Raw genomic sequence first — 25,603 nt, 5'->3', positions numbered from 1 at the left:
CGACGACAGCAAACGGGACGCCGTATTCACCGCCAGAGCCACGCTGATGTCCCAGCGTGGCTTCGGCACGTTCTGAAACATCCGCTCGGCATTCGCCGATCAACAAGACTGACAGGAGAAAATCTGATGTTCATCGCCATGAATCGTTTCCAGGTGAAGCTCGGCTCGGAGGCTGCTTTCGAGACCGTCTGGCGCACCCGCGAATCCTATCTCGGCAGCATGGCCGGCTTCGTTGAATTCCACCTGCTGAAGGGGCCGGCGCTCGAGGACCACACGCTGTATTCTTCGCACACGGTCTGGGTCGACAAGGCGGCGTTCGAGGCCTGGACGCGGTCGGACGAATTCCGCCGCGCCCACGCGCGCGCCGACAACAAGACCGGCGAAAGCCTCTATCTCGGCCATCCCAAGTTCGAAGGGTTCGAGGTCATCATGACCGAGCGCAAGACGAACGCGGCCGCCTAGATCGCGGCGGATCAGGAAAGGGAGCCGGACATGCTGAGCACCGATCTCGCCGATCTCAAGGCGTACATGGCTGACAATCCCGGTGCGGTGATCGAGGACGTTGCGCGCGAGCGCAAGGTCACTCCGCGGGCGGTGATCGAGGCGCTGCCGTCGTCCATGGTGCGCGTTGGTGGCGGCGAGCATTTCGCCGCCGCCATGCAGGACATCGCCGCGTGGGGCGAGGTCACGCTCATCGTGCACACGGATGACGCGATCTTCGAGTTCACGGGCGCGGTCCCGGCGGGCGAGGTCGGCCGCGGCTATTTCAACCTGATGCAGCCGAAGGGATTGCACGGCCATCTCCGCCACGAGCGCTGCGCGGCCTTGGCCTTCGTCGAACGCCCCTTCATGGGCAAGACCTCGGCCTTCGTTGCGTTCGTCAATGCCGACGGCGGCATCATGTTCAAGGTCTTCGTCGGCCGCGACGAGACCCGGGCGCTGCGGGCGGACCAGCTCGTGCGATTCCGGCAGCTGGCGGACCGGGTCGCGGCGCAAGGCGTGGCATAATTTCCTTCTGTCTGTCGGGAGATCAGGATGCAGAGCAATTTTGGGCTTCGGCATGTGATCCTAACAATTGGGCTGGTGCTTGCGCCGGCCCCGGCCTTCGCGATCGACGAAGCGCTGTTGCCGCGCAATCTGTCGCCCTGGGGCATGTTCCTCGGTGCCGACATCATCGTGAAGACGGTGATGGTCGGGCTCGCCATCGCCTCGCTGGTGACGTGGACGGTGTGGCTCGCTAAGACCATCGAGCTGCGCCGCAAGAGCGCGCTCGCCGTGCAGCGGACGCGTGCGCTCGAGGGCAGGATGAAGCTGGCCGAGGCGGCGGAGCGGACCGGCGACGCGCATGATGCGGTCGCCCAGCTCATCCAGTCCTGCGCCAAGGAGGCGGAGCTCTCCGGCGGCATTGTCGATGACGGCCTCCAGGAGCGCGTCGCGCTGCGGTTGGAACGGGTCGAGGCCGCGATGTCCAGGCAGATCGCGCGCGGCACCGGCGTGCTCGCGACCATCGGCGCCACCGCGCCGTTCGTCGGCCTGTTCGGCACGGTCTGGGGCATCATGAATTCCTTCATCGGCATCTCCGAGAGCCACACCACGAGCCTTGCGGTGGTCGCGCCCGGCATCGCCGAGGCGCTGCTTGCGACTGCGCTCGGACTCGTCGCCGCGATCCCGGCCGTGGTGATCTACAATCAGCTTGTCCGCGGCATCGCAAATTACCGGGCGTTGCTCGGCGACGCTTCGGCGCAGCTCATGCTGCTGGTCAGCCGCCAGCGCGACCACAGAGAGTTCCGCCTGGCGCGGGCGGCGGAGTAGGCCATGGCCGCGAAGCTCGGCGCACGCGGGGGATCGCCGCTGAGGCGCGGCGACCCCGGCGATCTCGACGTCACCCATGAGATCAACGTCACGCCGTTCATCGACGTGATGCTGGTGCTGCTGATCATCTTCATGGTGGCGGCCCCGCTCGCCACCGTCGACATCGGCGTCGAGCTGCCGGCCACCGCCGCCGAGCCGGCGCCGCGGCCGGACAAGCCCACCTTCGTGACGGTGAAGCCGGATCTCACCGTCGCCGTCGGCGAGGAGACAATGGCACGCGAAGGCCTCGTCACGGCGCTCGATGCCGCCACCAAGGGCCGCAAGGACGAGCGGATCTATCTGCGCGCCGACAAGGCTGTCTCTTATGGCGACCTGATGGAGGTGATGAACACCTTGCGCAATGGCGGCTATCTCAAGGTCGCCCTGGTCGGCCTCGACGGACGCAGCTGATGTCGGCGAGCGCTTTTGCCCTGCATGAACCGCTCGGCGAGCGCGAAACGGCGCGTTGGGGCGTTTCGGCCGCGGTGATCGTGGCGTTGCATGTCATCGCCGCGGTGATCGCGATGAATTGGGTGCGGTCGCAGCCGGAGCAGGGCGTCACCCTGCCGGCGATCATGGTCGATATGGCGCCGATCACGTCGGCGCCGCAGGCGACGCCGGATGACGTGGTGCCGGGGCCGGTGATGAAGGAGGCCGATGCCTCACCGCCGGAGCCGATGCAGCGGCAGGCGGTTGAGGAGACCATCGCGCCGACACCGCCGCAGGAGAAGCCCGACGTGGTGGCGCCGCCGGAGCAGAAGCTCGAGCCGACGCCGGACAAGCCGGAGCCCGCGAAAATCGTGCCGCAGGAAAAGCCGGCGCCCGAAAAGCCGAAAGTAGTTCGTCCGGAGGCAAAGAAGCCGTCGGAGGCGCGCCCCGCGCCTCGCACCAGCGCGCCACCGCGCGCCGAGCGGGAGGCACCTGCAGCGTCCGCCATGAGCGCGGGCGCGGTCGCATCGCTGGTTGCGACCTACAATCAGCGCGTCCGTGCGCACCTGATGCGCCTTCACTCCTATCCGTCCGGCGGCAACGGTCAGCGCGGGCTGGTCCGGGTGAGTTTCACGATCGGCCGTAACGGCCAGGTCACGTCCAGCCGCATCGCTTCGTCTGGCGTTGCCGCGTTCGATGCCAAGGCCACGTCGATGATCCACCAGGCCTCGCCGTTCCCGCCGATCCCGGCGGAGATCAAGAACAGCTCGATGAGCTTTACCGTTCCGGTGGACTTTATCGTGCGGTGAGGTTGCTCTCTCGCTCCCTCGCCCCGTTCTCACGGGGAGAGGGAGGGGTGAGGGGCGGTCTCCGCGCACTCATCGAGAGTGCGGGAATGGAGTTCTATCCTCGTCATTGCGAGCGCAGCGAAGCAATCCAGACTGCCTCTGCGGAGAGACTCTGGATTGCTTCGCTGCGCTCGCAATGACGGAGGGTGAGGCGCCACTGTCGGTTCCTTCCCTCTCCCCGTAAGAACGGGGAGAGGGAGAGGAGAGAGCGTCGGCTTACTTCGCCTTCAGGAAATCCGCGACCTCGAGCAGCATGAACTCGTCGTCGTCGGCCTTGTTGGGATCGCGGCTGGACGAGAACGGCAGGTTGTTGTCGTTGCCGACGATGATGTGGGTCTCGTCGACGCGATCGACGTTCTCGATGGTGAAGAACGGGAAGGTGTAGACGCCGTCATTGAGCGGCTTGCGGGCCTTCTTGTCGGGGTCCTGGATCTTCATGAGGTCGATATAGCCGATCTTGCGCACGGGCTTGCCGACATTGGCGTCGGTCAGCTCGATCTTGTAGACGCGCTTGAACTTGGCAATGTCGGGGAAGCAGTTCTCGCCGCGGGTGCCTTGCGGGCAGGCCTTGTCGGCCGTGCCTTCGCCGTTGTCGCGCTCGATGATGAGGCCGGAGGCCTGATCGATCATGTTGAAGTCGCCGATGGCGTTGCCGTTCTGCTCGAACACATACTGCCAGTAGCGGCCGGTGAATTTTTCGGCTGCGACGTCGAATTCGAGGATGCGGGAGGCTTCCTTGCCGTCGACCTTTTCCCAGTCCTTCTTGTCGGCGTCCCACAGCGGGCCCTCGAGCAGGCCGTAGAGGAACTTGCCGTCCTTCGAGGACGCAAAGCCTTCATAGCCCTTGGAGCGGCGCAGGTTGACATTGGTGTAGGTCGCGCCCGGCGCGCCCGGCGTCGCCACGGCCCAGTTGTCGGGCGAGCGCACCGGCTTGCCGTCGGCAACCGTCTCGAACACGCCGAGGATCTTGCCTGATTTGTCGGCCTTCAGGATATAGGGGCCGAACTCGTCGCCGATCCAGAAGGTGTCGCCGATGATCTGGAAACCCTCGGTATCGAAATCGGAGCCGGTGAGGTAGCGCTTCTGGGTGTCCTCATGGACGATGCGGAACGGCACCTTCTTGTCGGGATCGTGCAGGAAGATGGTTTCCTGGCGCTCGATCTTGCCGCTCGCCCAATCCATCTTGTAGCGATTCAGGTACAGCATCGAATCCGGCGAGTTGGCGCGCGCGCCCATGCCGTTGTCGGTGATGACCCAGTAGCTGCCGTCGGGCATGTGCTTGATGCCGGAATGGCCCTGCAGCGGCTGGCCCTTGAACGGCAGCGACACGCCGGTCGCACGCTCATAGGACTTGCCCATCACAGTGCCGAGCGCGTCGACGCGCTTGCCGGTGGTGTATTTGCCCGAGGTCTTGAGATCGGCAGGCGCGTCGGCCGGCGCGTCGATGAAGGTCGCGGCCGGCATCACCACGTGGCCGGCGAGCTTCGCCGGGAATTCACCCTCGTTCTGTGCAAGCGCGGTGCTCGCGGTGAGAATGATCGTTGCGACGGAGGCAAGAAAAGTCGCGCGCATGTGCGTCTCCTGTTAGTGGACGACGCCTTATGCGGATCGCATGTTGCAGTTTTGTGAAAGCGGGCTAAACGCCGCAGCAGCTATTGCTTCGGCGGTGTCGGAGAGCGCGCCGGAATCTCGAAGCTGACGGTCTTGCTGTCGATCACGCGGTGCGTGGGATCGGCCAACTCGAACAGTACCTTGTGCGGGCCCGGAGGCAGTCCGACCACGATCACGGTCTCGCCGCTGGCATCGACAAAATGCCAGGGCGCATCGTCGACCGTGATGTGGACGTGACCGATGCGCGGCGACACGTCGAGCGCGCCCTTGCCGAACACCGGCACGACCCGGAGATTCTCCGTGGTGTACTGGATGAAGACGAGGCCCTGCGCCAGTTGTTCGGCCAGCGGTGGATCGACGATCAGGCGGGCGGGCGCCTGCTTGTCGATGGCAACCAGCGGAGAGGGCCCGCGCACGTCGCGGGCGCTTTGGGCGACGGCGGCTGCCGCAAACATTGTGGAGACCGCCAGAGCGGCCACGACGTCGAGGGCCGCATTCATGTTCGTTCCTTCCAGGTTATCAGGCGATCTTGCGGGCGAGGAAGTCGCGGATCAGCGGAACCATCTCGTCGAATCTGTCCTCGAGCGCGAAATGACCGGTGTTGATCAGGTGAAACTCCACTTGCGGCAGGTCGCGCTTGTAGGGATGGGCGCCGTCGGCCGGGAAGATAAAATCGTTCTTGCCCCAGACGATCAGCGTTGGCGGCTTGTGCTTGCGGAAGTAGGCTTGCACTGCGGGATACAGCGGCAGATTGGTCCGGTAATCGTAGAACAGGTCCATCTGGATATCGCTGTTGCCGGGCCGGTCGAGCAGCGCCTGATCTTGTACCCAATTGTCGGGTGAAATCCGACTTACATCCGACATGCCGTCGGTGTATTGGAATTTCGTCGTTTCCAGCGTGACCAGTTTCATCAATGCCTGTCGGCTGGTATCGGACCCGTCGGCCCAGTATTGCTTGATCGGATTCCAGAACTCCTTCAGCCCTTCGTCATAGGCGTTGCCGTTCTGCACGATCAGGCCGCTGACGCGCTCGGGATGCTTGAGCGCCAGCCGCCAGCCGACCGGGGCGCCGTAATCCATCACGTACATCGCATAGCGGGTGACACCAAGTTGGCCGAGCAGGCCGTCAACGAGTTCGCCGAAGCGATCGAAGGTGTATTTGAACGACGTGCGCGGCGGCATGTCGCTCTGGCCGTAGCCGGGATAGTCGGGAGCGATCACGTGATAGCGGTCCGCCAAAGCCGGGATCAGGTTGCGAAACATGTGCGAGGAGGTCGGAAAGCCGTGCAGCAGCAGCACCACCGGTGCATCCTTGGGCCCCGCTTCGCGGTAGAAGATCTTGATCCCGTCGACGGATTTGGTTCGATAGTAGACGACCGGATAAGAACCGGTGGCGCCGCGGCTGTCGCGCTGCGGTTTCGCCGATGCATCCGGTGAAGCGGTGGCAACGGCCATTCCGGATAGTCCGGCGACCAGGCGACGACGATCAATGTGGCTCTGTGGCGGCGGGACGTCTGCACTTTTCATGTCGATCTCCTGTCAAGAATCGATAGCTCGCAGACGTCCTTCGTCCGCCGCTTCAAACGCCTTCGTAGACCAGCCGGGTGAAGAAGCCGGGATCGATCACGAACTGCCCCCATATCGCATCGAAGGCCGCGGTCGGTTTGGCGGCCACGGCTTCGTCCCGCGTTCGTCCCTGGCTCTTGAGACGGGCGACGTTGTCTCGGATCGTGATCAGCATGTCGCGAAACGCCTGGAGTTCGGCTCTGTTGCCGACCGGCTTGCCGTGACCGGAGATCACGATCGTATCCTGTCCGGTCGCTGCGAGATTGGCTTCGGAAGCCGCGATCATCCCGTTGATGCTGCCGCCGGTCGAGTAGTCGATGAACGGATAGATGCCGTTCCAGAAGGTATCGCCGACATGAACGACGTTGGCTTCTGCAAAAGTGATGGAGATGTCGCTATCGGTATGCGCGGGCCCGTAATATTTCAGGTCGATCGAGCTTCCATTGAGCCTGAGCTTGTGGTTGCCGGCAAAGACTTCACTGGGGATTCCGCCCGCGCCGAGCGGAAGGAAATTGTAGTCCCAGTCCTCTACGCGCTGAACTTCGAGGAGGTACTTTCGCGTGTTCTCCTGCGCGATGATCCTGGCGCCAGCGGAATGGAGCCATTCGTTGCCATCGGCGTGATCGAAATGCCAGTGGGTGTTGACGAGATGGGTGACGGGATCGGCGCCGAGATCGGCCATCGCTTTGGTGAGCTGGGGACGCGAGACGCGGATGCCGGCATCGACTAAAACCTTGCCGTCGGGACCGGTCAGGACCGCGACATTTCCGCCGGAGCCTTCGAGCACGGCTATGTTGCCTCGGAGTTTGTGCGTGGTGATCGGCGATGTCGCCGCACTGTCCTTGATCAGGCTGACAAGGCCTCGCGCTTCAGCGTAGGCCTGCCGCGGCGAAAGCCAACCGTTAGTAGCGGCAATCGTCGCGCCGCTCAGGCAGCAGAGACAGAAATTGCGGCGCGACAGCAGGGCTCTGGTCTCTAACTCCATAGCGTCCTCGATTGACGGCCGGGCGACGGCATTCAAAACGCACGGCGGCTTTGCGCATATCCACCGCGTAGCCGATTGTCGCTGTAGGGAGCAGACGGTATGCTTGAGAAGCACCTTCTCAAGATATGGAAAGCGTATCCGATGGACCGGTTGGAGGCAATGTCGGTGATCGTCGCGGTCACTGAGACAGGAAGCTTTTCAGCCGCTTCGCGGCGCCTCAACACGCCGGTCGCGACAGTCAGCCGCACGGTCGCCGAGCTGGAGGCGCGGTTGAAGGCCCAACTATTTCAGCGATCCTCGCGCCAGATGAAGCTGACCGATGTCGGACGATCCTACATCGAAGCCTGCAAGCGCATTATCGGGCAGGTAGACGACGCGGAGCGCGAGGTCTCCGGCGAGTACAGGATTCCGAAAGGAGATCTCGCGGTCACGTCGCCCTGGGGGCTCGGACACATGCACCTGTTGCCGATCGCGCTCGAATTCATGGATGCCTTTCCAGACATCGCGCTACGGCTCGTCCTGACCGACCGCATTGTCAACACGGCCGAGGAGAATATCGACATTTCGGTCCGCATCGGCAACCTCCCGGACAGCAACCTGATCGCGACCCGAGTCGGCTCGGTACGGTTCGTGCTCTGTGCGAGTCCCAGTTATGTTGCCAAGCACGGCCAACCGAAGGTGCCTGCCGATCTGGCTGCTCATGACTGTATCAGTATCGACAGCCTCGCGGCTCAGCGGAACTGGAAGTTCGTCATCGACGGCCGCGAAGTAGCGGTGCCGATCCGGTCGAGATTGACTTTGAGCGACTCCGAGGCTGCGGTCGAAGCCGCGATCGCGGGTGCCGGCATCACCCGCGTCATGTCGTACAAGATGGAAGCCGCACGGCGCGCCGGAAAGCTCGCTTTGATGCTGGAACCATTCGAACAGGCGCCATGGCCGGTGCATATCGTCTACGCGGAGCGCAAGCCCGAGCCACTCAAGCTCAGATCTTTTCTCGACTGGGCCACGCCGCGCCTTAAGGAGCGGCTCGCTTAGCTCGTGTTACTCCTTCACCGCGCCGGTCAACGAGGAGACGTAATAATCCACGAACAGCGAATAGAAGATCGCAACCGGCAGCGAGCCGAGCAGCGAGCCGGCCATCAGCGCGCCCCACTGGTAGACGTCGCCGGTGACGAGCTCGGTCAGGATCGCGACCGGCACGGTCTTGTTGGCGCCGCTCTGGATGAAGGCGAGCGCGTAGATGAACTCGTTCCAGGACAGCGTGAAGGAGAAGATGCCGGCCGAGATCAGCCCGGGCACCGCCAGCGGCAGCGTGATCCGCCGCAGGATCTGCAGGCGCGTGGCGCCGTCGACCAGCGCGCATTCCTCGAGCTCGTAGGGGATCGACTTGAAATAACCGATCAGGAGCCAGGTGCAGAACGGCACCAGGAAGGTCGGATAGACCAGGATCAGCGCCAGCGGTGAGTCGAACAGGCCGAACTGCACCACGACGGTGGCGAGCGGGATGAACAGGATCGAGGGCGGAACGAGATAGGCGAGATAGATGCCGAGGCCGACATAGGGGCTGCCGCGGAAGCGCAGCCGCTCGATGGCATAGGCGGCGAGCGTGCTCGCGATCAGCGACAGCGTGGTCGACCCGATCGCCACAATCATCGTTGTCCACAGCCAGCGCGGATAGGCGGTGTCGAACAGCAGGTGCTTGACGTGAGCCAGCGTCGGCGAGGTGATCCAGAACGGGTTGTGATCCTTGAAGTTCATCAGCTCGGCGTTCGGCTTGAACGACGTGATCGCCATCCAGTAGAACGGAAACAGCAGGATCAGCACGAAGCAGCCGAGCGGCAGGTAGATCATCATCAGCCGCCGCAGCCCGGAATCCCAGGCCATGGTATCGGGCGCCGCCTTCGCGTCGGCCACGGCAGGTTGGGCGACGGTATCAGTCATTGCTCTCTCCCTGCTGCCATTTGCGGCGCGCCAGGCCGAAATATGAGAACAGCGTCGCGAACACCAGGAACGGGATCATCGACACCGCGATCGCGGCACCTTCGCCGAGCTCGCCGCCGGCAATGCCGCGCTGGAAGGCCAGTGTCGCCAGCAGATGGGTCGAATTGACCGGCCCGCCGCGGGTGATGGCATAGACGAGCTGGAAGTCGGTGAAGGTGAAGATGATCGAGAAGGTCATGACGATGGCGAGGATCGGCATCATCATCGGGAAGGTGATGTAGCGGAAGCGCTGCCAGGCGCTGGCGCCGTCGAGCATCGCGGCCTCGTAGAGCGAAGGCGAGATGGTCTGCAGGCCCGCCAGCAGCGAGATCGCGACGAAGGGAATGCCGCGCCAGATATTGGCGGCGATCAGCGAGAAGCGCGCCGGCCAGGGCGCGCCGAGGAAGTCGATATTGGTGGTGCGCCAATGCAGCACGTCCACCAGCAGGTAGGAGATGATCGAGAATTGCGGATCGTAGATCCACCAGAACGCCAGCGCCGAGAGCACCGTCGGCACGATCCAGGGCAGCAGCACGATGGCGCGGAGCAGGCTCTTGAACGGAAAATGGTTGTTGAGCAGCAGCGCGAGCCAGAAGCCGAGCGCGAACTTTCCGAAGGTCGCGACCGCCGTATAGAACACGCTGTAGAACACCGCGCCCCACCAGAGGGGATCGGTGAGCAGATACTGGAAATTCTCAAGGCCCACGAAGACGCCACGTCGGCCGATCGTGGTGTCGGTGAAGGCGAGCCAGATGCCGAGACCGAGCGGATAGGTCAGAAACACCGCGAGGAGCCCGATCGCGGGCGCCAGGCACATCACGATCAGGAACGGCTTGTAGTCGAACAGCCGCACCAGCCAGGATTGCTGCCGGTGCACCAGTACGGGGGAGGAGAGGGTGGTCACGGACATCGGGTCGTTGTCCTGTTCTAGGCTGTTACCACACCGCCATTGCGAGCGAAGCGACTTGTCCGCCGTAGCTTTGGCGAAGGCAGAAGCAATCCAGTCTGTCTCCGCAGTTGCAGTCCGGATTGCTTCGTCGCGTCGCTCCTCGCAATGACGGCCGCGTTGTCGTCGGCCGCTACCTCTGTCTGCGGAAGTACCGCTTGCAGCGCTGTTCCGCTTCCGCAGCCGCGGCTTCGGGCGTCGCCGCACCGGTCGCGACCGAGGCGAACATCTGCACCGTCACATAGTCCGCGCGAACAGCACCGGTGGCGGTCGAAATCGGACCCTTGAAGCCGGCGTAATACGTGCTGTTCATGGTGTCCCTGAAGATCGCGACCTTGGGATCGCCCTTCCACACCGCCGCATCGGCGTAGGCCGCAAGCGGTTGCGACCAGTAACCGCTGTTGGCGTTGAGCCACGGCTCGTACTGGTCCTTCTCCAGCATGAACTGCAGGAAGGCCTTCGCCGCGTTCGGATACTGGCTGTGCTTGAACACCATGGCGTTCAGCGTCAGTCCCGACATCGGCGAGATCGGTGCAAGGCCCTTCGGCAGCAGCTGATGTTCGGAATCCTCGGCGATCGCCGCGGTCGCCGGATCGTTCTTCAGCGAAAAATACAGCGAGACGCCGTTCGCCGTCAGCCCGATTTCCTGCGAGGAATAGGCGCGATTGTTGCTGACGTCGTTCCAGGACGGCGTACCGGCGATGAAGGTCGGGTAGAGCTCCTTCACGAAATTCAGCGCCGCGATGGTCTCCTTGCTGTTGATGGTGACATTGCCTTCCTCATCCAGCAGCGAGGCATTGTGCGACCACATCATCCAGTCCGCAAAGCCGTTGCCGTCGCCGACGGCATTGCCCAGCGCAAAGCCCGCGGGCTTGCCGGCTTTCTGCAGCTTCTTGCAGAGGTCGAGGAGTCCGGCATGGTCCTCCGGCGCCTTGTCGAACCCGACGGATTTGAGGATGGACTTGCGATAGATCAGGGGACCGGCGGTGGCCCCGAACGGGAGCCCGATCCAGGTATCACTCTTGGCCTTTTTGCCGTAGGCCTTCGCAAGGTTCTGCCAGCCGCCATACTTCTTGCCGAGATAGTCGGCGACGTCGGTCAGCTCGATCAGCTTGTCGACATAGATGTGCGGCGCGTCGGAGAAGCCGATGATGATGTCGGGGCCGGCGCCGGAATTCGAGGTCACCGCGGTCTGCTGGTTGATGTCCTCCCAGCCGACGAAGTCGACCTTGACCTCGACCCCGGTCTCCTTGGTGAATTTTGCCGCATTGGCGCGGAACACGTCTTCGTCGGCCTGGACGAAGCGCACCGGCCGCAGCATGCGCAGGGTTGCGCCTTTTTCGATCGGCAATTTCGGTGCGGGGACGTCCGCGGCCTTGATCGCGGATTGAGCGTGCGCTGCAACACCGGTTGCCGCGAGCGCCGTAGCGGACAGGCCCAGAGCCAAGGCATCACGACGGGTGATGTCGTTCCTCATCAGTTCCTCCCTATGATGTCTCCCTTCCCGGCGTTGATCGCCGGTGAAGGGCCGTTCCGATTCCCGGCGCGTTTTGCGGCCGGCCGCCTAGCTGTTCGGTCCGCGATCCATGCTGACGGGCTGCCAGCGGCGGAGCGCGGTGTTCTGCAGCACCGACGGATTGACGCAGCTTACCGGCCACATGCCCTGAAGCACCAGTGACAATTCGTAGCCCACGCGGCGCTTGCGCGCCTCGTCGAACCGTGCCGAGGCCGAGGCGACATGGGCGGTCAGCGTCACGTTCTCCATGCTGAGGATGGGATTGTTGTGCGAGGGGGGCTCCTTCTCCAGCACGTCGAGGGCGGCGTGGGCAATCCAGCCCTCCTGGAGCGCCTTGATCAGGCTTTCCTCGTCGACGGTGGCGCCGCGGCCGGTATTGATGAAAACCGATCCCTTCTTCATCTGCCGGAAGTGCTTCTCGGTCAGCATGTGATGCACCTCGGGCCTTGCAGGGGCGTGCATCGAGACGAAGTCGGATTGCGACAGCACCTCGTTCAGCGTCGCCGGGATCACGCCATGGTCGTACATCAGCGTTTCCTGGATGAAGGGATCGTAGGCCATCATGCGCAGGCCGAACGGGGCGGCGCGCTTCGCAACTGCACGCGCGACGCGGCCGAACGAGATGAAGCCGAGCGTCTGGCCCATCAGCCGCGGGATCTTCAGCAGCGCTGGCCGGCCTTCGGCCCAGCGCCCGTCGCGTACCATCCTGTCCTGCTCGACCAGGCGGCGGAAGCCGGCGAGCAGCAGCATCATGGCGTGGTCGGCGACCTCCTCGATGAAGGTATCGGGAATGTTGGTAACGGGAATGCCGCGGGCGGTCGCGGCCTTCACGTCGACGCTGTCGACGCCGACCGAGCCGAGCGTGATCACCTTGCAGCTATCAAGTGCGTCGATGATCGACTTGGTGATGGGGATGCCCTTGGCGTAGATGGCATCGGCGTTTTTCGCGGCGGCGATGAACTCGGCCTCATTGGCGGGGGCTTCGACGATCTCGGCATCGATCGGATCGAGCGCCTCTCGCTCGAAGGAATAGTCGCTGCCTGCGACCGTGAAGCTCGCGCCCTTCGGCGTCACCACCCTGTATTTCGGCATTTCCTGCTCCCGATTTGGTCTGTCGGTTCTTGTTGTGACCCGCACCTTGTGGGCGGGCCTTTGCGTCTTTTACGCGAAATCGGAGCGGTCGCGTACAATCGTCGGTTGCCGCTGCGGCGATTTATTCGACTGTTTCGGCCTTCCGTCCGGGCTTCTACGGAGCCGCCCGTAACAGGTTGATAAGAGGTCACACACTAAAAGTTGAATCAAATTTATCGATTCCCTTGCGCGCCCGTATCCCATTATTGCCGGAGCTGTCCCGTGAAGTTGAGCAATCTGAAGATCGCCCCGAAGCTCGGTATCCTTGTCGGCGTCACCCTGTTGGGCCTTTGCGTCTCCGGTGTTCTCGCCGGCTATCTGATGAAGCGCGAGATGGTCAATGCGCGCATCGACCAGGCCAAATCGATCGTCGACCTCGGTCGCAACTACGCCGCGGCGCTGAAGAAGCGCGTCGATGCCGGCGAGCTGACCAAGGATGCGGCGCTGGCCGACCTTCGCCGCTACGGCAACGCGATGACCTACGACAACGGCTCGGGCTATCTGTTCGGCACGTCCTATGACGGCATCACCCAGCTCGCGCCCGATCCGAAGCAGATCGGCAGCAACCGCATGGATGTCGTGACCAACGGCCGCAAGCTCTCCGTCGAGCTGATGGACGGCGTCAAGGCCAACGGCTCGATCCTGCTCTATTATGATTACGTGAAGCCCGGCCAGGAGACGCCGATCAGCAAGATCGGTTACGCCGTCGCGGTGCCCGGCTTCGACATGTATCTCGGCACCGGCGCCTATCTCAGCGACATCGACGCCAAGATGGGCCCGGTCTACTGGCTGCTAGGTCTTGCCATGCTCGGCATCGTCATCGTCGCCGGCGGCGTTGCCTGGCTGATCAGCCGCGGCATCAGCCGCCCGCTGGAGCTGCTCGGCGCCCGCATGAAGGATCTCGCCGACGGCAAGCTCGAGGGTGAGATTCCCGGGGTTGGTCGCGGCGACGAGGTCGGCGCGATGGCTTCGACCGTCCAGATCTTCAAGGACAACGCGGTCCGCATCCGCGGCCTCGAGAAGACCGAGGCCGATGCCAAGGAGCGTGCCGCGGCGGAACGTCGCAACGCGATGGAGGGCATCGCCAGCGATTTCGAGCGCAGCGTCAACGGCATCGTCCGCTCGGTCTCCTCGGCCGCCGCCGGCATGCAGAGCACCGCGCAGTCGATGACCGCGACGGCCAGCGACGCCTCGTCGCGTGCGGCGACGGTCGGCGCCGCCTCGCAAAAAGCCTCCGGCAATGTCGGCACGGTTGCCGCGGCCGCCGAAGAATTGTCGAGCTCGGTTGCGGAGATCTCCCGCCAGGTCACGCGTTCGACCGAAGTCGCGAGCCGGGCCGTCAGCGATGCCGAGCGCACCAACGCCACCGTGCAGGTGCTCTCGACCGGCGCCGAGAAGATCGGCGAGGTCGTCAAGCTGATCCACTCGATCGCGGCGCAGACCAACCTGCTCGCGCTCAACGCCACCATCGAAGCGGCGCGCGCCGGCGAGTCCGGCCGCGGCTTCGCGGTGGTGGCCTCCGAGGTCAAGGCGCTGGCGAATCAGACCGCGAAGGCGACCGAGGAAATCTCCGCCCAGGTCGCGGCGATGCAGACCTCGACCAGCGACGCGGTCACGGCGATCTCCGGTATCACCCAGACCATCGCCGAGATGAGCGAGATCACCGCCGGCATTTCCGCCTCGATCGAGCAGCAGGGCGAAGCGACCCGCGAGATCGCCCGCAACATCCAGTCGGTCGCGGCCGGTTCGAACGAGATCAACGCCAATATCGGCAGCGTCACCTCGGCCGCGGAAGCAACCGGAACTGCCGCCACCGACGTGCTCACCAACGCCCGCGAGCTGGACAGCCAGTCCGGCGCGCTGCGCAGCGCCGTCGACGGCTTCCTCGCCAAGGTCCGCGCGGCGTAAGGCCGAACGCACGGAATTCGTAGGGTGGGCAAAGGCGCGCAAGCGCCGTGCCCACCTTTTTTCTTTTTCAACTGTTCGGCTGTCATGCCCCGCGAAGGCGGGGCATCTAGTACGCCGCGGCCCATCGGGTCAATCACCAACGTCTCGGAATACTGGATCGCCCGCCCCAGTGCGCAATTGCGCACAAGGCGGGCGATGACACCTTCCTAGACTCCCTACTGCTTCTCGATCTTCGCGTTGGTGATCAGCTTCTCCCACAGCACGAGCTGCTCGTTCACGAACGTGCCGAGCTGCTCCGGCGTGCCGGAGAAGGCGTCCATGCCGAGCGTGGCGAGCTGGGCCTTGATCTCCGGCTTCTCGACGATCTTCCTGATCTCGGCGTTGAGTCTGGTCACGATCTCCTTGGGCATGCCGGCGGGGCCGAAATAGCCCTGCCACGACGAGATGTCGAAATCCGGCACGCCGGCCTCCTGCATCGAGGGCAGGTTCGGCACCAGCGGCGAGCGGTCCTTGGTGGTGACGGCGAGCGCGCGCAGCGCGTTGCCGTTGACGTGGGGCAGGCCGGTCAGGATGTCGACGAACATCATCGAGACGCGGCCGCCCATGACGTCGTTGAGCGCCGGCGGCGAGCTCTTGTAGGGCACGTGCAGGAGATCGAGCCCGGCATTGTGCGCAAAGGTCGCACCCGACACGATCGCCGAGGACGAGCCCGACGCGTAGCTCAGCTTGCCCGGATTGGCCTTGCCGTAGGCGACGAGCTCGCCGACGGTCTTGGCCGGCACCTCCGGGTGAATCACCAGCATGAAGGGCAGGTCGCCGGTGCGCGCGATCGGGGTGAAGTCCTTGACGGGGTCGTAGGTCAGGCTCTTGAGCAGATAGGGATTGGCCGAATGCGTGGTGTTGGTCGTCACCAGCAGCGTGTAGCCGTCGGGGGCGGCGCGCGCGACATAGGTCGCGGCGATCATGCCGTTGGCGCCGGCCTTGTTCTCGATCACGATGCCGACGCCGAGCGCCTGCGACAAATGCTGCGAGATCAGCCGCGTCGTGGTGTCGGTGCCGCTGCCGGCCGCGAACGGCAGCACCAGCGTGATGTTGCGGCTCGGATAATTGTCGGCCTGCGCGGCGGATGCGGCGGCGAGACAAAGCGCGGCTGCGCCGGCAGCGCGCAGGGCGCGGATCAGTGGTGACAGCATGTCTGGACGTTCCCTCTTTTTCGTTGGCGGGGAACCTAGCTTCTCTTCGCAAAAATCGGAAGACGGGAGTTTGTCGCCCACCTCGCGGAATTATTTCACCGCAGAACCCTGGCGTGAGGCGAACACGACGCCGGCGAGCACGAGCGCATAGCCGATCAAATGAAACGGCTGGAGTTTTTCGCCGAGCAGGACGATCGCCATCGCCGAGCCGAACACCGGGACCAGATGGAAGAACGGCGCGGCGCGGTTCGGGCCGATCAGCGCCACGCCGCGGTTGAAGAAGAGATAGGCCAGCGTCGAGGGAAAGATCAGGATGTAACCCAGCGTCGCCAGCGTCACCCCGTCGAGTTGCAGGACACGGCCGCTTAGGGCTTCCCAGATCGCGGCGGGCAGCAGCATCGTCGCGCCGCAAAAGGTGGTGAAGGAGAGAAAGGAGAGCTGGTGGATCTTCGGCCGCCGCGGGATGAAGGCGGAGTAGAGCCCGAACGCCACCAGCGAGGAGGCGAACATGATGTCGCCCCTGTTGAAGCTGATGCTCGCGAGCGCGGCGAGATCGCCGCGCAGGATGATGATCAGCACGCCGAGAAGCGAGATCGCGATGCCGGCGAGCTGCGCACCCGTCAGCCGCACGCCGAACAGCACCAGCGACCACAGCGCCACGAACAGCGGTCCGGCCGACTGGATCAGCAGCGCGTTCAGCGCCTCCGTGTATTGCATCGCCCAGTAGGAGATCGCGTTGTTGAAGGCAAAGCCGACCAGCGACAGGAACAGCATCAGCGGCAGGCTTTTGCGCAAATTCGGCCAGTCGCGCTTCAGATGCGGCCAGGCGAACGGCAACAGGATCAGGAACACGCCGAACCAGCGGATGGTGGTCACCGTCAGCGGCGGCACATGCGCGCCGACATGGCGCGCGAGCACGATGTTGCCGGCCCAGAACAGCGAGCTCAGGCTGAGCAGCAGGTAAGGCTGGTTGTTGAGCCAACTGGCCGGATTCGAGGCCTTTGGCGCGGGCGAAGCAATCGTCATTGGCGTTGGATGCGACCTTGCGCCGGATTCTTGTTGTGACACAAGTCTCGCGGCCGCAAGGCTACAATGCAGGCATGGCTTGAGGAGGTGTCATTGGCGGTTAATATGTTGAACATCGAGGGCCTGGAGCGGCTCGATGCAAATGCACCGGTGGTGATGCTGAACCTGATGCGTTTTCACCAGCGCTCGCGCGACGGCGACGGTTCGGGCTGGGACGCCTATCTTCGTTACAGTGCGATCACGGTGCCCATGATCAGGGCACGCGGCGGCACGCTGCTGTGGACCGGCGAAGCGAAGGCGGTCGCGCTCGGCCCGCACGCTGGCAACGACTGGGATTTCGTTGCGCTGGTCTATTACCCAACGGTTGCGGCTTTCATCGACATGATGACGTCGGAGGCTTACGAGACACAGGCCGATCCGCATCGCGTCAACGGCTGCGCCGAGCACGTGATCATCGCGACGAACGAAGCGTACAGCAAGTTCAGGATGAGTTCACACCGAGATTCGTAGGGTGGGCAAAGGCGCGCTCTTCGCGCGCCGTGCCCACCATCCTTCCCGTTTCAACTGGCATGGTGGGCACGCTTCGCTTTGCCCACCCTACGATGTTGAGTTACGTCGCCTGCTTCCTTGACGCCACGAACACGCCGGCCAGCACCAGCGCGAAGCCGATGAAGTGGAACGCCTGCGGGTGTTCGCCGAGGAACGCCATCGCCATGATCGAGCCGAACACCGGCACGACGTGGAAGAACGGCGCGGCGCGGTTGGCGCCGATCAGGCGCACGCCGCGATTGAAGCAGAGATAGGCGAGCGTCGACGGGAACACCGCGACATAGAATAACGTCAGCAGGTTCGGCCCGTCGAGCTTCATCACCGGACGCGCGGACAATTCCCAGATCTCGAGCGGGATGAGACAGGCGGCGCCGGCGCCGAAGGTGAAGGCGAGGAACGACAGGCCGTGCATCGGCGGCCGCTTCAGGGTCAGCACCGAATACAGCGCGAAGATGATCAGCGCGACGATGAAGATGAGGTCGCCCTTGTTGAACGCGATGTTCGACAGCGTGGTGAAATCGCCATGCAGCAGGATCGTCAGCACGCCGCACATCGAGAGAGCCACGCCGAACGCCTGTGCCGCGGTGAGGCGGACGCCGAGGATCGCCAGCGACCACAGCGCCACGACCAGCGGCGCGGCCGACTGCAGCAGCAGCGTGTTGAGTGCCTGGGTATGTTCCAGCGCCCAATATTGCAGCGTGTTGAAGGCGCCGATGCCGGTGATCGACAGCACGATCATCAGGCCGAGCCTGCTGCGGATCGCGGGCCAGTCCTGGGCGAGATGTTTCCAGGCGAACGGCAGCACCAGCAGGAAGGCGAAGGTCCAGCGCAGGAACGACAGCGTCACCGGCGGGATGTGGCCGGCGGCCAGCCGCCCGACAATGGCGTTGCCGGCCCAGCACAGCGCGGTGATGCTGAGGAGCAGATATGGCTGGTTGGCGATCCAGCCGTGACTGGATGATTCGGTGCTCGTGGTCTGGCCGGTGGCGGACATTGTGGTTGTTATGGCCCCCGCGTGGAGTACGCCGAGGCACCGGCCCGGCAAGCTCGGGCCGGCTGATAGCCCGGCATGCCCAAAGACACGGAAATCGAAGTGGCATCAACGGGGGGCGGACGCATCGCGACCATGCAGCGGCGGATCAGCCTCGCGCTTTGGCCGAAGCTTACGAAATGGCCATGGAAGGCTTCTGGATTTTACGGGGATATCAAAGGGTTAAAGTGCGTCTTGAGCCCCGAAAAAGCCCCGTTCTTGCTTGCCTAGAGAGGCTGCTTCCTTTATCCGGTTGGCTGCCTCGCGTGCGAACGGCTCCGGCCGTCAGCTGGGCTGGCGCATCTAAAATCTTCAGAGGATTACCCGCGAATGGCCAACGTTGTCGTCGTCGGAGCCCAGTGGGGCGACGAAGGGAAGGGCAAGATCGTCGACTGGTTGTCGGAGCAGGCGGACATCGTCGTCCGCTTCCAGGGCGGTCATAACGCCGGCCACACGCTGGTCATCAACGGCAAGACCTACAAGCTCGCGCTGCTGCCCTCCGGCGTGCTGCGCGACCAGAAGCTGTCGGTGATCGGCAACGGCGTGGTGTTCGATCCGCAGGCCTTCCTCGACGAGGTCACCAAGCTGCGCTCGCAGGGCGTCGCGATCTCTCCGGACAATCTGCGCGTCGCCGAGAACGTCACCCTGATCCTGCCGCTGCACCGTGAGCTCGACGCGCACCGCGAATCCGCCAATGCGGCAACCGCGATCGGCACCACCCGCCGCGGCATCGGACCGGCCTATGAAGACAAGGTCGGCCGCCGCGCCATCCGCCTGATGGACCTCGCCGATCTCGACACCCTCCCGCACAAGATCGACCGGCTGCTGGCGCATCACAATGCGCTGCGCCGCGGCCTCAACCTGCCGGAGTTCGACGGCAAGGTGATCCTGAAGGAATTGACCGCGCTCGCGCCGGAGCTGCTGCCCTATGCCGAGACGGTGTGGCGGCTGCTCGACATCAAGCGGCGCGAAGGCAAGCGCATGCTGTTCGAGGGCGCACAAGGCGCGCTGCTCGACGTCGACCACGGCACCTATCCCTACGTCACCTCGTCCAACACGGTGGCGGCGCAGGCCGCGACCGGCTCGGGCCTCGGCCCCGGTGCGGTCGGCTATGTGCTCGGCCTGTGCAAGGCCTATACGACCCGGGTCGGCCAGGGCCCGTTCCCGACCGAGCAGGACAACGAGACCGGCCGCAAGATCGGCGAGCGTGGCCGCGAGTTCGGCACCAACACCGGCCGTCCGCGCCGCTGCGGCTGGTTCGACGCCGTGCTGGTCCGCCAGGCGGTCCGGACCTGCGGCATCAACGGCCTGGCGCTGACCAAGCTCGACATCCTCGACGGCTTCGACACGATCGAGGTCTGCACCGGCTACAGACTGGACGGCAAGGAGATCGACCACTTCCCGGCCGGCGAGGGCGCCCAGGCCCGGGTCGAGCCGATCTACGAGACCATCGAGGGCTGGAAGGAGCCGACCGCCAACGCCCGCTCCTGGGCGGACCTGCCGGCCCAGGCCATCAAATATGTCCGCCGGATCGAGGAATTGGTGGGGTGCCCGGTCGCACTGCTTTCCACCAGCCCGGAACGCGAGGATACTATTCTGGTGCAAAATCCGTTTGAGGCTTAACGATATCTTACCGGGACGTGCGCTAGTTGAGTTGAAATGGCTGATTACTATCCGCTGATCGCCCGCGCTATTTCCGCCCTGGACCCCAACGCTCCCGGCGAAAGCCGTCGCGCGCTCTATGAGCGTGCGCGCACGGCCCTGATCGCGCAGCTCCGCAGCGTGCAGCCGCCGCTCTCCGAATCCGAGATCACCCGCGAACGGCTGTCGCTGGAAGAGGCCGTCCGGAAGGTCGAATCGGAGGCCGCCCAGCGCGCCCGGGAGGCCTCGCGCCCCGGTCCCGGTGGCGGCGCCCGCAGCGGCGGCAGCGGGGACGCCTTCCGCCGGGCCAGCACCCGCGCCGCCGAGGGCAACCCGCCGCCGTCTCAGCCGGCCGCTCCGCGCACCCGTCCGGCTCCGCCGCCGCCGCGTGCCGACCGACCGTCCTTCAATGTCGATGACCAGGGCGACGCCCCGCGTGCGCCGCGGGCCCCGCGTTTCGACGCGCCGCGCCAGCCGGGTCCCCCGGCAGCGCCGCCGATGCCGGAGCCGCCGGCTGCTCCCCCGGCCGGACGCGATCGCCCGCCCGGGCGCCGTCCGCCCGACATCGGGCCGCCACCGCCTCAGCCGCCGGCACCGGGCGTACGCGGTTTTCGCGACATCACCGCCGACGTGAACGATCTCGGCAGCGCTGCCGCGCAGGCCAACCGCGCCGCGCGTCGCACCTACGCCAATGTGCCCTCGCCCTCGCCGGAGTTCGACCGGCTGGAGCCGAGCCTCGAAAATCGCGCCGGCGAGCAGGACGCGCCCTATTCATACGACGAGTCGATCGAGGAGGCCGAGCGCTACACGCCGCAGCCGCCATCGTCGCGCCCGCGCGTCGCGCCCGAGCGCGAAGCCAAAAAGCGCGCCCGCACCGGCTCCGCCTTCCCGTTCAAGAGCGCGATCGCCGTCGGCATCGTGCTGATCCTGGTCGGCGCCGGGATCCTCTGGGGCAAGCCCCTGATCCAGACCGTGAGCGGCCTGTTCAAGTCCTCGCCGACCCAGGTGGTGGAGGCGCCGAAGGATCCGGCCCAGCCGCAGAGCAAGCCCAAGATTCCGGATCGCGTCGGCCAGCCTTCGGCCAGCGACCAGCCGGTCGCGCCGGTGGCGCAGAAGGTCGTGCTCTATGACGAGGATCCGTCCGACCCGAAGGGCAAGCAATATGTCGGCTCGGTGGTGTGGCGGCTCGAGCCGATCAAGGCCTCGGGCAACCAGAAGGCCGACGTCGCCGTGCGCGCCGACATCGAGATCCCCGACCGCAAGTTCAAGATGACGATGTCGTTCCGCCGCAACACCGACTCGTCGCTGCCGGCGAGCCACACCGCGGAATTGACCTTCATCCTGCCGCCGGACTTTCCGGGCGGCAGCATCTCCAACGTGCCGGGCATCCTGATGAAGTCGAACGAACAGGCGCGCGGCACGCCGCTCGCGGGCCTCGCGGTCAAGGTCACCGACGGCTTCTTCCTGGTCGGCCTCTCCAATGTCGACGCCGACCGCGCCCGCAACGTCCAGCTCCTGAAGGAGCGCTCATGGTTCGACGTGCCGCTGGTCTACGCCAACCAGCGCCGCGCCATCATCGCCATCGAGAAGGGCGCACCCGGCGAGCGCGCCTTCAACGATGCGTTCGCGCAGTGGGGCGACTAGAGCGTTTTCGAGCGAAGTGGATACCGGTTCGCGTCAAGAAAACGCGTCAAAACAAGAATCTAGAGCCCCGTTCCGATTCCATAGGAACGGGAAAGGCTCTAGGGCCGGCGCGTGACCGATCTTCACCTCTCCAGACGAGAGAGGTGAATCGAACTCTCAAACGATCCGATCGGGATTGAACCGGCGCTACTGCGCCGCCGCCTCCCGCTTGCGCGCGGCCGCGTGCTCGCGGTCCATCACGGCGCGGCAGCCAGGGCTGACCTGCGCCTTCTTCTGCACCATGCAGGCCCTGACGCGCGAGATGTCGGGAATCTCACTGGAGCACAGCCGCATCGCATCACCTGTGCACATCTGCTGTGCTTCGGACGAGAAGGCGAGGCCGGGCGATGTCTGGAGTACGATGGCGGTGGTTGCGAAAGCGAAGAGCGAAACGATGGTCGTGTAGCGTGTCATGACGAATGCGTCCCCGAGTTCCGTGGTTTGAACCACTTGGTTTTGGGGCGCCGCACGCGGCTTGATCTGCCGCATGTCACAGCCTTCACGCCGGGAACTTTGGTCCCGCATGTGGTCGCTCGATCTCTCGTGGTGTTCGAATCGAAAAGTGCTGCGCCGCCCGATTCGAGTATGCGCGATTGTCACACGGCCGCAATGGTCCGCTCGAATGAATTCGCAATTGTTGCGTGTCCGTCACGCAGCATGCGGCGCGAGATCAGATCAACCGATCGGACGACGCGTTCGCTTCTTCCGCATCGCTCGCTGCGGGGTGTTCCTCGACGGCCGTGACGCCTTTCGCAGTGAGCTCGAACAGATCGCCGTCCTTCATCACGTAGCCGTCGGCGATCAACTCGCCGATCTTGCCGTGCCGGTCGTCGGCAAAGGCGACCGACTGGCTGATGTCCCGCAGGATCGAGAGCTGTTCCTCGCGCAACATGGCTTCACTCTCCGTGCGCCGGGGATCGTTCCCGGCCTTACATGCCGTGGCTCTGAAACACCTTGCTGCAGGACTTCGACAGCTTGGCCCGGTTGGCCTGCAGGCACGCCTGCACAGCGCCGTCATTGCCGAGGTCCTTCCGGCAGAACCGCGAGGCGTCACGCGAGCAGGCGTTCTGCTCCTGCGGCGTACCCATGTGGCCCTGCGCGAGAGCAGGCGTGATCGACATGCCGCTCAGGGCTGTCAGGGCCAGCGTCGCCATAAGGACGGATTTCGGGGACATCGACAAACTCCAATCTGACTGCAGGTATGAATTTCAGTCCTGTCTGAACTCGTCGCCTTGCCGCTTGTTCCCGTCAGGACGGGCCGGCGCCCCGCTATTCAAGGTTCCCGCGTCGCTGCTATAACAGCGGCGAAGGATGAGGATACTTGATGAAACGCTATCTGGTGTTTGCGCTGGTCGGTCCGTTCGTCGGCGGGTTCCTGCTGCTGCTGACGACGACCTATCAGTCCGGTTATTGGGCCCAGACCAATCTCGGCGAGGTCGGAAAGCTGTTCGCGGTGTTCTTCAAATCGCTGCAATACAGCTATCTGTTCGGCTTCCTGCCCTCGCTGATGATCGGTGCGGTCGACGACATCCTGATCCATGTCCGCCGGATCGGCCCGGTGCTGCGGATGCTCCTGGTCGGCCTGTTCGCCTTCGTGCTGGCGTCGCTGACCTACAGCTCGCGCGGGCCGGATTCGGGCACGGTGCAATTCATCCTGTACGGCCTCGTCGGATTCGTGCCGGCGGTGCTTTCATCCTGGCTCGTGCATAGATATGTCGAGGAGCCGCAGCCGGCTGCGGCTTAGACCTGAACGCGCGACGTTCGGGCGCGGCGCGGCAACTTCCGCCACGCCAGTGCGTTCTCCAAAGGCCATGACCATGTCCGATGACGACATTCTTGCTCCGCACAGACCCCGTTCCGGGTCCCGCGCGCGCGGGAGTTTTTCGGACACCGAAGCGCGCGGGCCGATCATCGACCAGGACGGCCACGAGATCCGTCCCGAAACACTGGAGCAGGGGTTTCGCGAGTTTCGCTTCGAATTCGGCCAGGGAAACCCGTTCGGCAATCTGACGCGGGAGCAGCGGGTGGCGCGGATCGAGGCGATCGCAAAGCTGCTCGATGTCGCCTTCATCCTGCCCGGCACGAATATCCGCTATGGCATCGACGGCCTGATCGGGCTGATCCCGATCGTCGGCGACATCATCACCACCGCGATCTCGCTGTGGCTGGTGCGCGAGGCCCGCGCGCTGGGCGCGCCGTGGTATCTCACCGCGCGCATGCTCGGGAATGTCGCGGTCGACGGCGTGGTCGGCATGGTGCCGTTCGCGGGCGATGCCTTCGACGTCATGTTCCGCGCCAACATGCGCAACGTCCGCCTGCTGCGCCGCTGGCTCGACAAGCAGCCGCGGATTTAATGGGGCGCTTCTTGCGTCGCTTCTCCCCGTAAGAACGGGGAGAGGGAGGAGAGAGAGCACCGCTCCAAACGCAAAAAGCGCGACGGCCTTTCGGCCATCGCGCTTTCAGCGCAAATCGGGTTGAGCGAAAACTTACGCCGCGTCGGCGTCGGTCTCGGGGGCTGGCGCCGGCCGGGGGCGGCGGGGCAGCGGGAAGGCTTCGCTCTCGTAGAGCGAGCGGATGCCGTTCTGGTCGAAGCGCGCTTCCTCGACCTGGAGATAGGCGCCGTTCAGCGAATCCGTCGGCAACTGCTCCATCGCGAACTGCACGGCTTCGGCCGCGGTGCCGAACCGGCGATAGGTGAAGCCTGCACGCTTCTTCTTGCGGATCGCGGCGGGGAAGAGCTCGGCAGAAGTGTTGAAGTTGAACGGACGCAGTGGACGCATGGTCAAAGACCTCGTGATCTTGTCTGGGGCTTTAAGCGCGTGGGGTTTTGAAAGGCAGGGGCCACCATCGAGTGGGCCCGCCGCACATGTCATTTTCGCCCTCTAATATAGGCTGTTTTGACAGAAATGCGACCCCCGCGATGGGAGATGATGAATCCGCGCATGGCAGCTCCGCGAGCGCCGTAAACCAAATAATTTCAATATGTTAGATGGTTTACAGTTTGCCAAGCAGCAGCAGCACGACCAGGACCACCAGCACGACGCCGCCGATCCCCATGCCGGAATGGCCCATGCCATAGCCGTAACCACCGAACCGGCCGGACATGCCGCCCAGCAGATAGATGATCACCAGGATGATCAGGATGGTCCCAAGCGTCATGGCATCCTCCCTGGCGGCTGCCGGATTGCGCGCATCGGCCGCACCGCCGGAAGAGAAAAGCACATCGCGCCGCCGGGTTCCATGACGGAACCGGGCGGCGCGCAATGTTATTTGGGCTCGAGCTTCAGCGCGGCCGAGTTGATGCAGTAGCGCAGGCCGGTCGGGCCGGGCCCGTCGGGGAAGACGTGGCCGAGATGGCCGCTGCACTTGGAGCACAGCACCTCGGTGCGGACCATGCCGTGGCTGGCATCGTGCTCCTCGTCGACATGGCTCTCGACCGCGGGCTGGGTGAAGCTCGGCCACCCGCAGCCGGAATCGAACTTGGCATCGGACTCGAACAGCACATTGCCGCAGCCGGCGCAGACATAGGTGCCGGCGCGGTGGTCGTGCTCATATTCGCCGGAGAAGGGACGCTCGGTCGCCTTCTCGCGCAGCACCGCGTACTGCATCGGCGACAATTCGCTCCGCCACTGCTCTTCGCTCTTGATGACCTTGTCGTCGGTGGTTTTCGTCTTGGTGTCGGGCATGGGTCTCCCGTTTGTTTGGTGAAC

The 25,603-nt window shown here is 64.4% G+C and carries 29 protein-coding genes; 12 read left to right on the top strand and 17 right to left on the bottom strand.

Annotated features, from left to right (window positions below):
- Positions 1-126: 126 nt before the first annotated feature.
- Genes hmuQ through ABIB99_RS10970 form a run of 5 tightly spaced genes read left to right on the top strand, consistent with a single transcriptional unit; the run spans position 127 to position 3,089 of the window.
- A complete protein-coding gene (gene hmuQ / locus ABIB99_RS10990; RefSeq protein WP_063981154.1) occupies positions 127-462 on the top strand; it encodes a heme-degrading protein HmuQ in 336 nt (111 codons plus the stop codon).
- Positions 463-492: 30 nt separating this feature from the next.
- Positions 493-1,008 (top strand): heme utilization cystosolic carrier protein HutX, encoded by a 516-nt coding sequence (hutX, locus tag ABIB99_RS10985; RefSeq protein ID WP_063981155.1) that lies wholly within the window; start codon positions 493-495, stop codon positions 1,006-1,008.
- A gap of 27 nt (positions 1,009-1,035) precedes the next feature.
- On the top strand, positions 1,036-1,812 hold the full coding sequence (gene exbB, locus ABIB99_RS10980) for a tonB-system energizer ExbB (RefSeq protein ID WP_063981156.1): 777 nt from the start codon (positions 1,036-1,038) through the stop codon (positions 1,810-1,812).
- A 3-nt stretch (positions 1,813-1,815) separates the two neighbouring features.
- Positions 1,816-2,262, top strand: a complete 447-nt coding sequence (gene exbD, locus ABIB99_RS10975; RefSeq protein ID WP_063981157.1) for a TonB system transport protein ExbD — start codon at positions 1,816-1,818, stop codon at positions 2,260-2,262.
- Positions 2,262-3,089: a TonB family protein gene (locus ABIB99_RS10970; RefSeq protein ID WP_354175791.1), complete on the top strand. Its 828-nt coding sequence runs from the start codon at positions 2,262-2,264 to the stop codon at positions 3,087-3,089. Before exbD ends, ABIB99_RS10970 begins: the two co-directional genes overlap by 1 nt.
- Before the next feature lie 255 nt (positions 3,090-3,344).
- Here ABIB99_RS10970 and ABIB99_RS10965 read toward each other — a convergent pair whose 3' ends face one another.
- From ABIB99_RS10965 to ABIB99_RS10950, 4 genes are all read right to left on the bottom strand, one after another.
- Positions 3,345-4,700, bottom strand: a complete 1,356-nt coding sequence (locus tag ABIB99_RS10965) for an esterase-like activity of phytase family protein (RefSeq protein WP_354175790.1) — start codon at positions 4,698-4,700, stop codon at positions 3,345-3,347.
- A gap of 80 nt (positions 4,701-4,780) precedes the next feature.
- Entirely contained in the window at positions 4,781-5,239 is a 459-nt protein-coding gene (locus ABIB99_RS10960; RefSeq protein WP_354175788.1) for a DUF6130 family protein, read from the bottom strand.
- Between the two features lie 19 nt (positions 5,240-5,258).
- Complete coding sequence (locus ABIB99_RS10955; protein ID WP_354175786.1) at positions 5,259-6,266, bottom strand: alpha/beta fold hydrolase; 1,008 nt, start codon at positions 6,264-6,266, stop codon at positions 5,259-5,261.
- A 52-nt stretch (positions 6,267-6,318) separates the two neighbouring features.
- Positions 6,319-7,290 carry an MBL fold metallo-hydrolase gene (locus tag ABIB99_RS10950; RefSeq protein WP_063981162.1) on the bottom strand — a complete coding sequence of 324 codons (972 nt, stop codon included), beginning with the start codon at positions 7,288-7,290 and terminating at the stop codon, positions 6,319-6,321.
- A gap of 141 nt (positions 7,291-7,431) precedes the next feature.
- On the opposite strand from ABIB99_RS10950, the gene ABIB99_RS10945 reads away from it, so the two are divergent.
- Positions 7,432-8,325: a LysR family transcriptional regulator gene (locus ABIB99_RS10945; protein WP_063986097.1), complete on the top strand. Its 894-nt coding sequence runs from the start codon at positions 7,432-7,434 to the stop codon at positions 8,323-8,325.
- A gap of 6 nt (positions 8,326-8,331) precedes the next feature.
- On the opposite strand, the gene ABIB99_RS10940 is transcribed toward ABIB99_RS10945, so the two are convergent.
- The 4 genes from ABIB99_RS10940 to ABIB99_RS10925 form a co-directional block, all read right to left on the bottom strand.
- The gene (locus ABIB99_RS10940) at positions 8,332-9,231 is read right to left on the bottom strand and encodes a carbohydrate ABC transporter permease (RefSeq protein ID WP_063981163.1); all 900 of its coding nucleotides are present in this window, start codon (positions 9,229-9,231) and stop codon (positions 8,332-8,334) included.
- Positions 9,224-10,180: a carbohydrate ABC transporter permease gene (locus tag ABIB99_RS10935; protein WP_354175784.1), complete on the bottom strand. Its 957-nt coding sequence runs from the start codon at positions 10,178-10,180 to the stop codon at positions 9,224-9,226. The genes ABIB99_RS10940 and ABIB99_RS10935 overlap by 8 nt, the downstream gene beginning before the upstream one ends.
- 169 nt (positions 10,181-10,349) lie before the next feature.
- Positions 10,350-11,693, bottom strand: coding sequence for an ABC transporter substrate-binding protein (locus tag ABIB99_RS10930; RefSeq protein ID WP_063981165.1), 1,344 nt, complete (start codon positions 11,691-11,693; stop codon positions 10,350-10,352).
- 87 nt (positions 11,694-11,780) lie between these two features.
- Entirely contained in the window at positions 11,781-12,824 is a 1,044-nt protein-coding gene (locus ABIB99_RS10925) for a C-terminal binding protein (RefSeq protein WP_028151051.1), read from the bottom strand.
- Positions 12,825-13,085: 261 nt separating this feature from the next.
- Between ABIB99_RS10925 and ABIB99_RS10920 the strand changes: the two genes are divergently transcribed.
- Positions 13,086-14,771: a methyl-accepting chemotaxis protein gene (locus ABIB99_RS10920; protein ID WP_354175783.1), complete on the top strand. Its 1,686-nt coding sequence runs from the start codon at positions 13,086-13,088 to the stop codon at positions 14,769-14,771.
- A gap of 215 nt (positions 14,772-14,986) precedes the next feature.
- Here ABIB99_RS10920 and ABIB99_RS10915 read toward each other — a convergent pair whose 3' ends face one another.
- A complete protein-coding gene (locus tag ABIB99_RS10915) occupies positions 14,987-15,964 on the bottom strand; it encodes a Bug family tripartite tricarboxylate transporter substrate binding protein (RefSeq protein ID WP_028151050.1) in 978 nt (325 codons plus the stop codon).
- 90 nt (positions 15,965-16,054) lie between these two features.
- Entirely contained in the window at positions 16,055-16,990 is a 936-nt protein-coding gene (locus ABIB99_RS10910) for a DMT family transporter (RefSeq protein ID WP_247302467.1), read from the bottom strand.
- A gap of 105 nt (positions 16,991-17,095) precedes the next feature.
- Here ABIB99_RS10910 and ABIB99_RS10905 point away from each other — a divergent pair, with 105 nt between their 5' ends.
- Positions 17,096-17,500, top strand: coding sequence for a DUF1330 domain-containing protein (locus ABIB99_RS10905; protein ID WP_354120237.1), 405 nt, complete (start codon positions 17,096-17,098; stop codon positions 17,498-17,500).
- A gap of 100 nt (positions 17,501-17,600) precedes the next feature.
- On the opposite strand, the gene ABIB99_RS10900 is transcribed toward ABIB99_RS10905, so the two are convergent.
- Positions 17,601-18,533, bottom strand: coding sequence for a DMT family transporter (locus ABIB99_RS10900; RefSeq protein WP_247302469.1), 933 nt, complete (start codon positions 18,531-18,533; stop codon positions 17,601-17,603).
- 366 nt (positions 18,534-18,899) lie between these two features.
- On the opposite strand from ABIB99_RS10900, the gene ABIB99_RS10895 reads away from it, so the two are divergent.
- Positions 18,900-20,192, top strand: a complete 1,293-nt coding sequence (locus tag ABIB99_RS10895; RefSeq protein ID WP_071909800.1) for an adenylosuccinate synthase — start codon at positions 18,900-18,902, stop codon at positions 20,190-20,192.
- A 36-nt stretch (positions 20,193-20,228) separates the two neighbouring features.
- On the top strand, positions 20,229-21,854 hold the full coding sequence (locus ABIB99_RS10890; protein ID WP_283017549.1) for a hypothetical protein: 1,626 nt from the start codon (positions 20,229-20,231) through the stop codon (positions 21,852-21,854).
- Between the two features lie 186 nt (positions 21,855-22,040).
- Here the strand turns inward: ABIB99_RS10890 and ABIB99_RS10885 are convergent, their stop codons facing one another.
- From ABIB99_RS10885 to ABIB99_RS10875, 3 genes are all read right to left on the bottom strand, one after another.
- Positions 22,041-22,307, bottom strand: a complete 267-nt coding sequence (locus ABIB99_RS10885; protein ID WP_028151045.1) for a hypothetical protein — start codon at positions 22,305-22,307, stop codon at positions 22,041-22,043.
- Positions 22,308-22,563: 256 nt separating this feature from the next.
- A complete protein-coding gene (locus tag ABIB99_RS10880; RefSeq protein ID WP_283017548.1) occupies positions 22,564-22,785 on the bottom strand; it encodes a hypothetical protein in 222 nt (73 codons plus the stop codon).
- Between the two features lie 37 nt (positions 22,786-22,822).
- A complete protein-coding gene (locus ABIB99_RS10875) occupies positions 22,823-23,047 on the bottom strand; it encodes a cysteine rich repeat-containing protein (RefSeq protein ID WP_371498100.1) in 225 nt (74 codons plus the stop codon).
- Between the two features lie 170 nt (positions 23,048-23,217).
- Here ABIB99_RS10875 and ABIB99_RS10870 point away from each other — a divergent pair, with 170 nt between their 5' ends.
- Complete coding sequence (locus ABIB99_RS10870; RefSeq protein ID WP_063981174.1) at positions 23,218-23,637, top strand: DUF5413 family protein; 420 nt, start codon at positions 23,218-23,220, stop codon at positions 23,635-23,637.
- Positions 23,638-23,704: 67 nt separating this feature from the next.
- Positions 23,705-24,247 (top strand): DUF4112 domain-containing protein, encoded by a 543-nt coding sequence (locus ABIB99_RS10865; protein WP_084794968.1) that lies wholly within the window; start codon positions 23,705-23,707, stop codon positions 24,245-24,247.
- Between the two features lie 132 nt (positions 24,248-24,379).
- On the opposite strand, the gene ABIB99_RS10860 is transcribed toward ABIB99_RS10865, so the two are convergent.
- The 3 genes from ABIB99_RS10860 to msrB form a co-directional block, all read right to left on the bottom strand.
- Positions 24,380-24,673, bottom strand: a complete 294-nt coding sequence (locus ABIB99_RS10860) for a hypothetical protein (protein WP_063981175.1) — start codon at positions 24,671-24,673, stop codon at positions 24,380-24,382.
- Positions 24,674-24,887: 214 nt separating this feature from the next.
- On the bottom strand, positions 24,888-25,052 hold the full coding sequence (locus ABIB99_RS10855) for a DUF3309 family protein (RefSeq protein ID WP_014492503.1): 165 nt from the start codon (positions 25,050-25,052) through the stop codon (positions 24,888-24,890).
- Positions 25,053-25,159: 107 nt separating this feature from the next.
- Complete coding sequence (gene msrB, locus ABIB99_RS10850; protein ID WP_063981176.1) at positions 25,160-25,579, bottom strand: peptide-methionine (R)-S-oxide reductase MsrB; 420 nt, start codon at positions 25,577-25,579, stop codon at positions 25,160-25,162.
- Between the last annotated feature and the right edge of the window lie 24 nt (positions 25,580-25,603).

It is taken from the genome of Bradyrhizobium sp. LA6.1, from assembly GCF_040547805.1.
Lineage (GTDB): Bacteria > Pseudomonadota > Alphaproteobacteria > Rhizobiales > Xanthobacteraceae > Bradyrhizobium > Bradyrhizobium barranii.
Note: the sequence above shows the minus strand (reverse complement) of the source record. Positions and strands in the feature narration are given on the sequence as shown.